The sequence below is a fragment of the Singulisphaera rosea genome (assembly GCF_054877945.1).
This window is the reverse complement of sequence record NZ_JBTYIP020000015.1, coordinates 142,625-156,292: the sequence shown is the minus strand read 5'-3', so window position 1 is coordinate 156,292 and position 13,668 is coordinate 142,625. Positions and strand designations below refer to the sequence as shown.

10 protein-coding genes are annotated in these 13,668 nt (G+C 63.7%); 3 read left to right on the top strand and 7 right to left on the bottom strand.

The features are described 5' to 3' along the window. Positions 1–132: 132 nt before the first annotated feature. From ACYOEI_RS23570 to fusA, 4 genes are all read right to left on the bottom strand, one after another. Positions 133–1,212 carry a glycosyltransferase family 2 protein gene (locus ACYOEI_RS23570; RefSeq protein WP_462852079.1) on the bottom strand — a complete coding sequence of 360 codons (1,080 nt, stop codon included), beginning with the start codon at positions 1,210–1,212 and terminating at the stop codon, positions 133–135. Between the two features lie 233 nt (positions 1,213–1,445). Then, complete coding sequence (locus tag ACYOEI_RS23565) at positions 1,446–2,408, bottom strand: GDP-mannose 4,6-dehydratase (protein WP_462852078.1); 963 nt, start codon at positions 2,406–2,408, stop codon at positions 1,446–1,448. 50 nt (positions 2,409–2,458) lie between these two features. Next, complete coding sequence (locus ACYOEI_RS23560; RefSeq protein ID WP_462852077.1) at positions 2,459–3,835, bottom strand: nucleotide sugar dehydrogenase; 1,377 nt, start codon at positions 3,833–3,835, stop codon at positions 2,459–2,461. A 379-nt stretch (positions 3,836–4,214) separates the two neighbouring features. Next, positions 4,215–6,296 (bottom strand): elongation factor G, encoded by a 2,082-nt coding sequence (gene fusA, locus ACYOEI_RS23555; protein ID WP_462852076.1) that lies wholly within the window; start codon positions 6,294–6,296, stop codon positions 4,215–4,217. A 935-nt stretch (positions 6,297–7,231) separates the two neighbouring features. Here fusA and ACYOEI_RS23550 point away from each other — a divergent pair. The 3 genes from ACYOEI_RS23550 to ACYOEI_RS23540 all read left to right on the top strand — a co-directional run bounded on the left by ACYOEI_RS23550 (position 7,232) and on the right by ACYOEI_RS23540 (position 9,899). Then, a complete protein-coding gene (locus tag ACYOEI_RS23550; protein WP_462852075.1) occupies positions 7,232–7,972 on the top strand; it encodes a S26 family signal peptidase in 741 nt (246 codons plus the stop codon). Positions 7,973–8,233: 261 nt separating this feature from the next. Further along, entirely contained in the window at positions 8,234–8,752 is a 519-nt protein-coding gene (locus ACYOEI_RS23545; protein ID WP_462852074.1) for an HIT family protein, read from the top strand. Between the two features lie 67 nt (positions 8,753–8,819). Then, positions 8,820–9,899 (top strand): PIN/TRAM domain-containing protein, encoded by a 1,080-nt coding sequence (locus tag ACYOEI_RS23540; protein ID WP_462852073.1) that lies wholly within the window; start codon positions 8,820–8,822, stop codon positions 9,897–9,899. A 177-nt stretch (positions 9,900–10,076) separates the two neighbouring features. Here ACYOEI_RS23540 and ACYOEI_RS23535 read toward each other — a convergent pair whose 3' ends face one another. From ACYOEI_RS23535 to ACYOEI_RS23525, 3 genes are all read right to left on the bottom strand, one after another. Next, positions 10,077–10,286: a hypothetical protein gene (locus tag ACYOEI_RS23535; RefSeq protein WP_462852072.1), complete on the bottom strand. Its 210-nt coding sequence runs from the start codon at positions 10,284–10,286 to the stop codon at positions 10,077–10,079. A gap of 106 nt (positions 10,287–10,392) precedes the next feature. Beyond that, on the bottom strand, positions 10,393–11,631 hold the full coding sequence (locus ACYOEI_RS23530) for an aminotransferase class I/II-fold pyridoxal phosphate-dependent enzyme (RefSeq protein WP_462852071.1): 1,239 nt from the start codon (positions 11,629–11,631) through the stop codon (positions 10,393–10,395). 410 nt (positions 11,632–12,041) lie between these two features. After that, positions 12,042–13,652: a trypsin-like peptidase domain-containing protein gene (locus ACYOEI_RS23525; RefSeq protein WP_462852070.1), complete on the bottom strand. Its 1,611-nt coding sequence runs from the start codon at positions 13,650–13,652 to the stop codon at positions 12,042–12,044. Between the last annotated feature and the right edge of the window lie 16 nt (positions 13,653–13,668).

Below are 13,668 nucleotides of genomic sequence, written 5' to 3'. Positions count from 1 at the left end.
ACGCGTCTGAAGTTCGCGCGGTCGGCCGCAATCGTTCGTAAGCTTATGAAAGGACAAAGATTATCGGGCCGTTCGCCCGCCGTCAAGGCGCGAGCGATACCCCTCGTCAAACGTTCACATTCGGAGTCCGAATCATGCCGGGCCGGTCGGAAATCCAGGAGCGCGCGACGTCCGATTCGCTCGGGAGGGGCGATGTGGGCCGCGGAGCGTGGGGCTGTGGACCCGGGAGAGGGTCCGCGCCGATGCGGGTCGGTATTCTCGGACGAGGTAAGGGGGTCGCCCTTTCGTCTCGAGGAAGATCAGGCGGATATATTCCCCGATGATCCCCAGGCTGATCAGTTGGACCGAGCCCATGAAGAGCACCACGACGATCGTGCTCGCCCATCCTCGGGGCGCGGAGTGGTGGCGGAACGCGTCGAGGAAGACCCAGACGAGGAGCACGGCGGCCAAGGTCGCCGAGGCGATCCCCAGGCAGGTCACCAGTCGGAGGGGCCGGCCGCTGAAGCTGACGAGGCCGTCCATCGCGAGGCCGACGAGGGCCCGGAGCGGGTACTTCGAGGTCCCGGCCCCTCGGGCGGGGCGGTCATACGGGATGCCGACCTGGCGGAAGCCCACGAACGATCGCAACCCCCGGACGAAGCGCCGGCGTTCCGGCAACGCCTTGAGGGCCTCGACGACCTTCCGGTCCATCAGGCAGAAGTCGCCCGAGTCGACCGGAATGTCGATGTCGCTCAACGCCCGGAGGACTCGATAGAAGGCATGGTACCCGAGTCTCTTGAGCGGCCCTTCCCGTCGGCGTCGACGCACCGCGTAGACAACCTCGTTCCCCTCGCGCCAGAGACCGACCATCCGAGGGATCAGCTCCGGAGGATCCTGGAGGTCGCCGTCCATGACGACGACGACACGCCCTCGAGCGTGGTCGAGTCCGGCGGTCACCGCCGCCTGATGCCCGAAGTTTCGACTCAGGAAGAGCGCGGAGACGTTCGAGTCCTCGTCTTGGATCTCGACCAGACGGTGGGGTGTATTGTCCCGACTACCGTCGTCCACGTAGACGATCTCGTAGGAAGCCGTCCTCGGGCCGAGCACCGCGGTCAGCCGGCGATGGAGCTCGGCGAGGCCTTCCTGCTCGTCATAGAGCGGGACGACCACGCTGATGTCGACCGAGCCCTCGGGCGACGGGTTTTCGGTCATCTCGAGGCCCCCCGCGCTCATCCTTTGAATTCCGGGGTCAGGTCCGCGGCCTCAAAATACCACGGAACTCGCCGACACATGAAGCCCGGATCCGAGGCCCCTGCCCCGTCCTCGCTGCTCGAACCGAGTCGAGATCGCGGGGCAGGAGTGCCCCACCTACCGGGGGGAGGGTCGAAAGCCGCGGGGTCCGGGGGAGAGAGTCGGTCCGGTAGGCGGGGCACTCTTGCCCCGCTCGACCAGCCCCGAGGACGAAATCAGGCTTCCCGGGAATACGCGATCACGCTCTCGATGATCTCCGAAAGACGACGCTCCGGGCGGAAGCCGATCAAGTCGAAAAGCTTCGAGGTGTCGGGGACCCGGCGTGGCATGTCCTCGAAGCCTTCCTCATAGGCTTCCGAGTACGGGACCCGGACGATCTCCGAGGCCGAACCCGTGAGGTCCTTGATCTGCTCGGCGACCTCCATGATGGAGACTTCTTCGCTCGACCCGATGTTGTAGACCTGGCCGACCGCCTCGGGCCGATCCATCAGCCGGATCAACGCGTTGACCACGTCGAGGACGTGGGCAAAGCAACGCGTCTGCTTGCCGTCTCCGTACACGGTGAGCGGCCTGCCGGCGAGCGCCTGGGTCACGAAGGACGGGATCACCATCCCGTACTGGCCGGTCTGCCTCGGCCCGACGGTGTTGAAGAGGCGGACGACGACCGTCGGCAGCTTCTTCTCGCGCCAGTACGCGAGGGCCAGGAACTCGTCGATCGCCTTGGAGCAGGCGTAACTCCAGCGTCCTTTCGTCGTCGCACCCATCACGAGGTTGCCGTCCTCGCGGAACGGGACCTGGTTGCTCAGGCCATAGACCTCGGAAGTTGAAGCGATGAGCACCTTCTTCTTCTTCTTGTTCGCCTGCGCCAGCACGACTTCGGTGCCATGCACGTTCGTCTCGATCGTCCGGACGGGACTCTCGACGATGAGCTTGACGCCGACGGCGGCGGCGAGGTGGAAGATCACGTCGCACTGGTCGACGAGCTCGGCCACGATCGGGTGGTGGTGGACGCTCTCGACCGTGTAGTGGAAATTCGGATGCGCGCGGAGGTGGCTGATGTTCTTGATGCTGCCGGTCGAGAGGTCGTCGAGCACGAAGACTACATCGCCCCGCGCCAGGTAGGCGTCGGCGAGATGGGAGCCGATGAAGCCCGCACCACCGGTGATCAAGACGCGCATTCCGCAAGATCCTCTAGGCAATGGGTCTGCTGGAGTTCGAAGGGATCATCTCAGGCATGGACGACGTTGGGTCCCGGGTCCCGCCCGAGGCCTCGGGTCGCCCCGCGTGTGTCGATCAACAAAGGTGCATGCCGCGTGATGAGATCCCAGTCGAAGAGGGCATGGTCGGTCGCCACGAGGACGCAGTCCTGGGCCGACAGCAGCTCGGCCGACAGCGGCACGCTCTCCATTCGGATCGTGTAGCCACGCATCGGGGGGAGGACCGGGACGTGGGGGTCGCTATAGGAGACGACGGCCCCTCGGTCCTGGCATAGCTCCATCAGCTCGACCGCCGGGCTCTCGCGACAGTCGTCGATGTTCGGCTTGTACGCGGCCCCGAGGACGAGGATCTTGCTCCCCTTCATGGCCTTCCCCCGGTCATTCAGCGCCGCGCTCACACGATCGATGACATAGTGCGGCATCGCCGTGTTGATCTCGCCCGCGAGCTCGATGAAGCGGGTGTGGAGGCCATAGGTATGGGCGACCCACGTGAGATAGAAGGGGTCGATGGGGATGCAGTGTCCTCCCAACCCTGGCCCCGGGTAGAACGCCTGGAATCCGAAGGGTTTCGTCTTGGCGGCGTCGATCACCTCCCAGACGTCGATCCCCATCCGCTCGAAGACGACCTTGAGCTCGTTGACGAGCGCGATGTTCACGGCCCGATAGGTGTTCTCGAGGATCTTGCAGGCCTCGGCCACCTCGCAAGTCGAGACGCGGACGACCCGAGGGACGACCGCACCGTAGAGCGCCTCGGCGAGCGCACCGCTCGTCGAGTCCCAGCCGCCGACGACCTTGGGGATGTTGCTGGCCGAGAACTTCGGGTTGCCGGGGTCCTCGCGCTCGGGGCTGTAGGCGAGGAAGAAGTCCGCGCCCGCTTTCAAGCCGCTCGCTTCCAACTCGGGACGGAGGACGTCACGCGTGGTCCCCGGATAGGTTGTGCTCTCGAGGACGACGAGCTGCCCGCGTCGGAGGTGGGCGCCGATCGACCGGCCGGTGGAAACGACGGCCCTGAGATCCGGCTCGCGATGACCGCCGAGCGGGGTCGGGACGCAAATCAGGATCGCCTGGACTTCGGAAAGTCGGGCGAAGTCGGTCGTCGCCTCGAATCGTCCGCCGTCCCGAAGCGTTTTGATCCGCTCGCTGCTGATGTGGCCGATGTAACTCCGTCCCGCCTGGAGTTGCTCGACCTTGAACCCGTCGATGTCGAAGCCGAGGACGGGGAAGCCTTTGTTGGCGAAGAGCTCGACGAGCGGGAGCCCGACGTAGCCGAGGCCGATCACCCCCACACGCGCCGACTTGGCGTCGATCGCCCCACAGAACTCGGCGGCCACGCCGGCCGAGTCGTGCCGGGTCGGGTCCGCGTTGGTCTCTCGAGATGATTCGTCCATGGGCTCCCGGCCGTTGTTGAGCTAGAGAGGTCCTGGGGATCATAAAGGTTGACGTCGATCGAGACAGGTCGACCGCATGATTATCGAGATTCGATCACGCGTTCACCGCAGGATCGAAGCCCATCGAACGACGCCAGCTCGCCCCTGCCGACCACGCCGGCTTTCGTCGCCGACGGGATGTCCCGTCCGTGGTCGGTGCTCGGGCGCACGTCCGCCCGGCTTGGATGCGAAGCCCCTTCGGTTATCCCGCGCCTTTCACCCGAGCGTCAACTCCGGAAACCGGCGAATCGCATTCGAAACAGGATCGCCCGACCGTGTCGATCACGGCCGGGCGAGTGTAGAGATTCGTCACACCCAAGGGTGCGAGCCACGGTCGGGATCAGGCGTTGTCCTTCTCCAACTGGGCCTTCTTGACGATGTCTTCCTGGAACTTGGCGGGGAGCTTCTGGTACTTGAGGAACTCCATGCTGAAGCTCCCCTTGCCTTGGGTCATGCTCCGAAGGTCGTTCGAGTAGCCGAACATTTCCGACAAGGGGACCTCGGCCAAGATGACCGCGAAGCCCGAACGATTTTCGGTGCCGAGGATGACACCCCGCTTGGACGACACCTGGCCGGTGACCGGACCCTGAAACTCGACCGGGGTCTCGACTTCGACCTTCATGATCGGCTCGAGGAGGACCGGCTGGGCCTTGCGGAACGTCTCGCGGAAGCAATCCCGCGCACAGATCTGGAACGCCATATCCGAGGAGTCGACGTCGTGGTACGAGCCGTCCTGCAGGATCATCTTGACCCCGATGACCTCGTAACCGGCCACGGGCCCCTTGTGCAACGAGTCGCGGAAGCCCTTCTCGACCGAGGGGATATACTCGCTCGGGATGCGTCCGCCGGTCACCTCGTTCTCGAAGATGAACACCTCCGGGGCCTCCGGCGGCAGCGGCTCCAACACGCCTTTCACGTGGGCATATTGGCCCGACCCGCCGGTCTGCTTCCGGTGCTTGTAGTCGAAGGGCGTCGACTTCGTCGGGGACTCGCGATAGCTCACCTTCGGGGCGCCGACGGTGCACTCGACCTTGTACTCGCGGCGGATCCGCTCGACATAGATCTCGAGGTGCAGCTCGCCCATCCCGGAGATGATCGTCTCGCTCGTCTCGGGGTCGACGTGAACGCGGAACGTCGGGTCTTCCCGCATGAACCGGTTCAAAGCCTTCGAGAGCTTATCGTAGTCGGCCCGCTTGGTCGGCGAGATTGACAGGTCGATGACCGGGTCGGCCGCGTAGATGCTCTCGAGGGACACGTTCGTCCCTTCCGCGCAGTACGTGTCTCCCGTGGCGCACTCGAGGCCCATCACCGCGACGATGTCGCCGGCGCCGGCCGAGTCGATGTCTTCCTTCTGATCGGCGTGAACCCGGAGGATTCGGCTGATCCGCGCCTTCTTGCGTTGGCGCGAGTTGAAGTAGAACTCGCCCTTCTTGAGCGTGCCCTGGTAGATCCGCATGTACGTGACCTGCCCGAACGGCTCCTCGACGAGCTTGAAGCCCATCGCGACGAGCGACGCGTCGGGGTCGGGGGCGAGGGGGATCTCGACCATCCCGTCGTTGTTATCCTTGGCGAAGATCTCGCGGTCGAGCGGGCTCGGCAAGTACTCGCTGACGGCGTCGAGCAGGAGCTGGACGCCCTTGTTCTTGTACGCCGAGCCGATCAAGACCGGGCAGATCTGCTGGGCGATCGTCCCTTCCCGGATCGTCTTGTGGATGAGTTCGAGCGGGACCTCTTGCTCCTCGAGCAGAAGCTCCATGATCTCGTCGGAGACCAACGAGAGGGCTTCGAGCATCCCCTGACGGGCACGTTCGGCTTCCTCGCTCAGATCCGCGGGGATCGGCTCGCGGCGAATCTTCTCACCCTTGTCGCCGTCGAAGAAGACGGCCTCGCGATTGATCAGGTCGACGACGCCCTGGAAGTTCGCCTCGGCGCCGATCGGGATCTGGAGCGGCACGGTCGTGAGGCCGAGCTTGCTCTCGAGCTGCGAGATCACGTTCGCCGGGTTCGACCCGGTGCGGTCCATCTTGTTGATGAACGCGAGCCGGGGGACCGCGTAACGCTTCATCTGGCGGTCGACGGTGATCGACTGCGACTGGACGCCCGCCACGGCGCAGAGCACGAGGACGGCACCGTCGAGCACGCGGAGCGAACGCTCGACCTCGACGGTGAAGTCGACGTGGCCCGGCGTGTCGATGATGTTGACCTTCTTGTCATGCCAATGGACGGTGGTCGCGGCCGAGGTGATCGTGATCCCTCGTTCCTTTTCCAGCTCCATGTGGTCCATCACCGCACCCTCGCCACGGACCTCCCTGATCACGTGGGTCCGGCCGGCGTAGAACAAAACTCGTTCGGTGAGTGTTGTCTTCCCCGAGTCGATGTGGGCCGAGATCCCGATGTTCCGGACGTTTCGAAGGTTTTCCATAATGCGGCTACGTCTTGTCTCAAAGGGTGGAACGCCCTTTGGGCTTGGGGCAACCGATCTCGATGTTCGGTCGGGATTAGGTCAGCCCGTCGTTCCAGAGGCGGGCTGAATGGTCGGCCGAAATTCGAAGGCTCATTTGGGAAGCACACCGTAAGGACAGACCGGCGTCCTGCTGACATTCGGTCATACGGTGCGCGTCGATAAGGTAAGCGTCCGAACTAGGTCTATGTTCGAAGGAACAATATGCTACCAATCCTCCGGGCTCGGTCAAGCCCGTTCCCTCTCCGATTGTTCCCTTATACTACGACAGTCGGCAATACCGGTTCGTTCGCATCTTCACAATTAACCGCATTTTGAACGGTTGAGGACCACAGCCCTTCCCCTCCCGAATCGGCAAACCACCCGCCCTGTCATCTCCGAGGAGTCCGGACCGCGTAAAAATCATGCGCGAGATGACCCAATGATGAAATTTTCGTGAAATCCACGTGTGACGCTGAACTCGGACCGAATGAACGAGCCGTTGCGACGAAGTACTTACCGCGCGGTCAACGAATGCGACGGCGGACTCGCTCGGGATCTTGACCGTTTCGCCATGCACCCAACAATAGTGGGAAGGCCTACCCTGTGAGCCATTAGTGACTTAGGATTCGGGGCATCACGAAGAAATACGAACATGGGACGTCGCGATCCATTTCGTAAATTTCAAATTTCGCGTGAATTTCGCGGGCCAATTCGCCCCTCAACACCGCTCAATTCTCCGCAGTTGTCCGGTTTTTGTTGACGCCGCTGAGGACTCGGACAAGAGTCATAAGGATATAGTCCGGACCGACGACGTTCGTCGCCACGCTGGATTTTTCGGGCAGACCGTAGTGAAAGGGTATCGCGTGATGGGATCCGGGAGTCTTGGAGTCTGGTCTCGTGGGCCGCAAACGGTCATGGATCCACGAGTCGGGACGCCTGCCGGCCTGAGGATCCTGATCCCTGGCTACATGCAATGGAGCTGGCGCCAGCGTGAACGGGCGGCCGTCCTGTTCGGGTCGTTCGTCGCGGCGCTGGCGATGGGGATCTTCACTTGGGGTAGTCGGACCGGGGCGGCCGTCCTGGTGTTCGCCTTCACCACACACGTCATCTCCGCGGTCGATGTCTTCCGCCAGAACGCGTTCCCGGGCTTCGGGCGTTGGATGCCGCTGGCGTCGGCCTCGGGAGGCCTCGCCCTCGGGATTTACGCGCCACTCCTCGGCGTGGCCACTTTCTTCGCTTGGCCGGTGATGCAGGCGGGGGGAGGTTCGTCGGGGTTCTATGTCAACTGCTGGGCCTACCACGACTCCTCGCCGAGCCGCGGCGACATGGTCTGGCTACGATGGCCCGGTTCGCAGGGGAAGAGTTGCCCGATGGGTCAAATCGTGGCCGTCGAAGGTCAGGAGGTCGACTGGTCGGCGAATCAACTCCGCATCGATGGGGAGCGGGTATGGCTGAAAGCCCCTTGCCACTCGGAGGATTCCCCGACCCAGATGGCTTTCCGGGTGCCGGCCGGTTACGTCCTCGTGAATCCGACGAGCCCCGGGGACTCGCCGACCCTGACGTCGTCAGGGCCCGTCATCGTCGCCAACGACCAGATCGCCGGCCGTGCCTGGGCCCGCGCCTACCCCCTCCGCGAACGCCAACTCCTCCAGTAACGGCCCGTTTCGGCCGAAACCCCCGCCATCTAAGGCGAACCTCCAGGCCTCGCTCCCCCGTGAAATTGAAGTGGGGTCGCGACAAGTCCTACCGGGAATGGTATCATCGATTGACTCGAGGTCGATGCAACCCACTCTGGAGATTCCCACGTGGAAACGCGGGGGTTCGGGGGGGGTTTTGTGGGTCTGAAATCGACTCGCTCGGTCGTGATCGACTCGCTCGGTCGTGATCGACTCGCTCGGTCGTGTTGGAGGGTTCGAATGGATCGGTTGTGGGCACCCTGGAGAGCGCAGTACATCCGCGACTCTTCCGGGGAGCGTGAGGCGGAACCCGGTTGCTTTCTATGTCGGGGCCTCGCCGGCTCCGACGACCGAGAGAACCTGCTCGTCTGGCGTAGTGCCCACTCCGTCGTGGTCCTGAATCGCTTCCCTTACAACAACGGCCATCTCCTCGTCGCCCCGAACGTACATTGTGGGACGCTCGGCGAACTCGACGGGTCGGATCTGACAGAGCCGATCGAGACGTTGCGACGGATGGTCGCCGTCCTCGACCGGATGCTCCGGCCCCAGGGATACAATATCGGGCTGAATCAGGGCAAGTCCGCGGGTGCCGGCCTCCCGGGTCACCTCCACTGGCACGTTGTCCCCCGCTGGGACGGCGACACGAACTTCATGACGGTGCTCGGGAACACCAAGGTGATCGTCGAGAGCCTCTTCGAATTCTATGACAGGTTCGTCGAGGAGTTGTCGGCCGAGCTCGATCGGCCCGTCGGACACTGACTCGACGGGTCACTCCACCGATGCCCCTGCCCCTCAGCCGCCCCGTCCGAAAGAAAGGCTCTCGGCGATGCTGTTAATCATAATCCGGACGATGTTCGTGTTGGTGATGGCCACCCAGGGGGTCCGGATCGCCAAATCCGTCGGGAATCTCCAGCTTGCCAACCCCTCGCTCGTCTTCCTCGGCGCGATGGTCATCGCAATCTCGATCCTGCTCGCCGACCTCCTCACGCCCAGGAAACGCATCCAGACCATCTCGGCGATCTACTTCGGCATCATCGTCGGGGTGATCCTGAGCGGTCTCGTCCAGAACGCGCTCGAGCCGACAATGGGGAATTACTTCCGCGTCGAAGTTGCCGAGGGGATCAACGGCCTGATCATGATCTCCATCTGCTATATCTGCATCAGCACACTCTTGCAGACGAAACATGACTTCCGGTTCATCATCCCCTACGTCGAGTTCTCTAAGGAAGTCAAAGGGGCGCGCCCGCTCGTCCTCGACACTTCGGTCGTGATCGACGGACGGATCGCCGACGTCGCCGAGACCCACGTCATCGACCAGCCGTTGATCGTGCCCAGGTTCGTGCTCCAGGAATTGCAAGGGATCGCCGACAGTTCGGACAAGCTCCGCCGGAACCGCGGCCGACGCGGCCTGGACATCCTGAACCGGCTCCAGAAATCGACGGGCGTCGAGGTCGCCATCCACGACGCCGAAATCCCCGAGCTCAACGGAATCCGCGAGGTCGACCAACGCCTCGTCGTCCTGGCCAAGCACCTCGGCGGCAAGGTCGTGACGAACGACTACAACCTCAACAAGATCGCGAGGCTCCAGGGGGTCGACGTCATCAACCTCAACGACCTCGCGAACGCGATGAAGCCAATCGTCCTCCCAGGCGAAGCCCTGACGGTCAAGCTCCTGAAGCGGGGCGAAGAGCCCGGCCAGGGGATCGGCTACCTCGACGACGGCACCATGGTCGTCGCCGAACAGGGCGGCTATCACCTCGGCGAGACGATCCGCCTGACGGTCACGAGCGTCCTCCAGACCAGCGCGGGGCGCATGATCTTCGGACGGATCGAGCCTCCCCATCCGCCGATGCGAAACGTGAACAACTCCCCACAGGCCGATCCCCAGAATCGATCCAACGCCTGAGGCGACCCGGAGGGCCAGCCTCTATACCGCTCGCCTCCGATGCGAACGCGAGGCACCTGCGAACGAATCCGTGAGCCGTACGTTACTGCCGACGCTTCGAGTTCGTCGAGGTTGAACCGAGGGACCGGTCGGCCCCATGCCTGGCGGCGATCACCCCGACTCCCAAGGGTACTTCGATCAGTATCCTGAATCGTCCCCCGCCTCATCCGCGACCCCGTCGTATGGCGTCTTGCACCATCGGCAGGCGAGAGTCTCGCCACAGGCAGGACAGGAGAGCCGGACGTCGGACCGGGAGAGCGCCTCGTAGTGGGCCTGGCTCGGCGGGACATACGGGCCCCCGCAATCTTCGCAGACGAGTGGACGCTCGCAGTGGGCGCAGCTCACCATATTTTGGCGGTCCTGTGACGTTCGAGCGAGCAATCGAGCGGGCCGCCCGTCATCAACGCCGGCGGCGGATGACGGGCAACAAACACGTGAGCCCGTGAATGATTCCTCATTCACTCACGGCTTTTTCCATTTTCAGGCAACGGCCGATCTGGCGGACGGCCTGACGGAGGCGCTGGTCGTTCTCGATCAGGGCGAGCCTGAGGAAGCCCTCGCCGGTCTCGCCGAAGCCGCGGCCGGGGCTGACGGCGACCTCGGCTTCCTCGAGGAGCTTCATCGCGAAGTCGATCGAGCCCATCTTGGAGCGCCAGGGCTCGGGGATTTGGGCCCAGACGAACATGCCCGCCTTGGGAGACTCCACGCTCCAGCCGAGTCGAGTGAGGCCGTCGACGAGGACGTCACGACGCATCTGGTACTCGGCGACCTGGGCGAGCCGGCCCGCCTCGCCGTGCCGGAGTGCGACGATCGAGGCGATCTGGACCGCCTGGAAGATCCCGTAGTCGTAGTAGCCTTTGATCGCCTTGAGCGCGTTGAGCATCATCGGGTTGCCGGTCGCGAACCCGACGCGCCAGCCGGCCATGTTGTAGCCCTTCGACATTGTCGTGAACTCGCAGCCGACTTCCTTCGCCCCCGGAACCGAGAGGAAGCTCGGGGCCTGGTAGTCGTCGAAGCTGATGTCGCCGTAAGCGAAGTCGTGGATCACGAAGAAGCGGTATTTCCGGGCAAGCGCAACGATCTCTTCGTAAAAGGCGCGATCGACGACTGTCGCGGTCGGGTTGTGCGGGTAATTAAGGACGAGGATCTTGGGCCTTGGGAATAGGCTCTCGCAGACCCGCTTGATGTTCGCGAGGAAGGCTTCCGAGTCGCGGACGTCGAGCGCGATGACGTTGGCCGACGCGAGCGCGATGGCATGGACGTGGATCGGGAAGCTCGGCGCGGGGACCAGGGCCGTGTCGCCCGGTCCCAGGAGCGCCAGGCACATGTGGCTGAAGCCTTCCTTGGAGCCGATCGTCGCGACGACTTCTTGATCGGGGTCGAGTGTGACGCCGAAGCGGGCCTGATACTTGGCGGCCACCTCGCGCCTCAGGTTATAGACCCCGGACGCGACGCTGTAGCGGTGATTCTTCGTGTCCTGGGCCGCCTCGCAGAGCTTGTCGATCACCGATTGTTCGGGGGGGTCGGTTGGGTTGCCCATCCCCAGGTCGATGACGTCGATCCCGTCCCGACGCTTTCGATACTTCAGCTCGTTGATCTTCCCGAACAGGTATGGGGGAAGCCCGCGGACTCGGGGCGCGACCTCGATGTCATAGTGCTCGACCGAGTCGGGGTTGGTCGTGTGATCGATCATCGCAACAAAGATCCTTGGGCGATTCCCGAGAGGCCGCACCGCCTCGATGGGGCAACCTCGGCACGTCGGGGTGCCTTGCGTGCAAGGAGACGGAGAGGGACGAGAGCCTCATCTCACTATAACGGACAGGTGCCCGAGACGCATCCCGACCTCATTCAAGTTTGCGCGTCCCCCTGAATCCCTTCGAGTCGCGGGGATTTTTCCGAATCTTCACGGCCGATCGGTCGATACTCAGTCGTGCCACCAGGACGCCCCGCCGACTCCCTCGACCAAACTCCCAAGATGCACAGCCCGGATCCGGGCCCGTCCGGATGATCGATAAACGCCGAGGGCCCGCTCGGGAGATTTCCCGAGCGGGCCCTCGCGTTGCTTTCGAAGTGCGGAACGGACGAAGCTCACTTCAAGTCACGTCAGTTCTTCTTCGCCTTGCTGAGCGGGATGAAGTTGCCGGGCAGATTCCGGCCCTGGACGTAGATCGTCAGATCATCCGACTTGTCCGCCAGTTCCTGGAAGGCTTTCACATCCGAAACCTCGGTCGGCGCCTTGTCGACGAGCACCTTGGTGATCACCATGCCGGGAGCGATGCCGGCCGCGTCCGCGGGGCTCCCCTCCTCGACCGAGCTCACGACGAGACCCTTGGTTTCCTTCGTCAGACCGGCTCCCTTGGCCACGTCCTCGGTCAAGGGTTGGAGCTCGAGGCCGAAGCCCTTCACCGAGGTCTTCGCGGGCTCGGGCTTCTGGTCGGGTTCCTCCGACTCCTGGTTGTTCTTCTCGATGTCGAAGACGACCTTCTCGGACGAGGCGAGGACGACCTCGGTGGACCGCTCCTTGCCCGCCCGGTAGTACTTCAGCCCGACCGGCTTGCCGATGTCGCTGGCGGCCACATTCAGGCGGAAGGACGGCACGCTGACGACCGGGGTCCCGTTGTACTCGACGATCACGTCGCCGGCCTTCAGGCCGGCCTTCTCCGCGGGGCTCTCGAGGACAACGGAGCTAACCAGGGCCCCCTTGATCTTGGGGTCGAGCCCGAGCGCCTTGGCGATCGCGGCGGAAACCGGCTGGATCACGACGCCGATCCGGGCGCGGCTGATCTTCCCGTCCTTGATGAGCTTGTCGGCCACGTTCGAGGCGAGGTCGATGGGGATGGCGAAGCCGACGCCGTCGTTACCACCGCTGGCGCCCATGCCTCGGGCCCCGGTCATGATCGCCGAGTTGATCCCGATGACGTGTCCGTCCATGTCGACGAGCGGACCGCCCGAGTTGCCCGGGTTGATCGGGGCGTCGGTCTGGATGAACGACTCATAGGAGTCGACCGTCGAATTGATGCCCAGGTTGTTCCGCTCGGTCGCGGAAATGATCCCCATCGTGACCGACTGGCTCAGGCCGAACGGAGAACCGACGGCCATGACGAGCTCGCCGACGCGGAGCTTATTACTTAGGCCCTTGGGAAGCGGACGATAGCTGGTGTTATCGACCTTGATGACCGCGACGTCCGACTTGGGGTCGGTGCCGACGACGGTGGCCGACGCTTCGACGCCGTCGTGGAAGGTGACGATGATCTTGCCGGCGTTGCTCACGACGTGGTTGTTCGTGAGGATGTGGCCGTGGTCGTCATAGACGAATCCGGAGCCGGTCCCCGCGGCCGGGCCACCGCCGAACTGCTCGTGTTCGGGCGCGAATTCGGGGGCGTTGAACCGCTTCATCATTTCCTGGAGCAGGTCATTGAGGTCCTTCTGGTTCATACCGCCGGGACCGTTCGGACCCGGGAAAGGATTTCGGCCCCCTTGGCCGGGCGTGCGTGACATGTTCCCCGAGGGCTTGCGCTGGACGGAGATCTGGACGACCGAGGGACGGGCGAAGTCGGCGACGGTGACGAAGGCATCGGAGAGCGATCGAGCGGTCCGCTGGCTTTCCACAGGAATCCCGGGGGCCGCGGGAACTTGCCGCGTAACTCCTCGAGAGCTGACCAGTGCGGCGGTCGAGATGGCCAACGCCGACCAGGCGACAAAGTTGCGCTTCATTTCTGATTCAACTCCT

Bases quoted from the DNA above. Each gene is read 5' to 3' on its own strand.
- ACYOEI_RS23570 (WP_462852079.1), bottom strand. From the start codon at position 1,212: ATGAGCGCGGGGGGCCTCGAGATGACCGAAAACCCGTCGCCCGAGGGC.
- ACYOEI_RS23565 (WP_462852078.1), bottom strand. From the start codon at position 2,408: ATGCGCGTCTTGATCACCGGTGGTGCGGGCTTCATCGGCTCCCATCTC.
- ACYOEI_RS23560 (WP_462852077.1), bottom strand. From the start codon at position 3,835: ATGGACGAATCATCTCGAGAGACCAACGCGGACCCGACCCGGCACGAC.
- fusA (WP_462852076.1), bottom strand. From the start codon at position 6,296: ATGGAAAACCTTCGAAACGTCCGGAACATCGGGATCTCGGCCCACATC.
- ACYOEI_RS23550 (WP_462852075.1), top strand. From the start codon at position 7,232: ATGGATCCACGAGTCGGGACGCCTGCCGGCCTGAGGATCCTGATCCCT.
- ACYOEI_RS23545 (WP_462852074.1), top strand. From the start codon at position 8,234: ATGGATCGGTTGTGGGCACCCTGGAGAGCGCAGTACATCCGCGACTCT.
- ACYOEI_RS23540 (WP_462852073.1), top strand. From the start codon at position 8,820: ATGCTGTTAATCATAATCCGGACGATGTTCGTGTTGGTGATGGCCACC.
- ACYOEI_RS23535 (WP_462852072.1), bottom strand. From the start codon at position 10,286: ATGGTGAGCTGCGCCCACTGCGAGCGTCCACTCGTCTGCGAAGATTGC.
- ACYOEI_RS23530 (WP_462852071.1), bottom strand. From the start codon at position 11,631: ATGATCGATCACACGACCAACCCCGACTCGGTCGAGCACTATGACATC.
- ACYOEI_RS23525 (WP_462852070.1), bottom strand. From the start codon at position 13,652: ATGAAGCGCAACTTTGTCGCCTGGTCGGCGTTGGCCATCTCGACCGCC.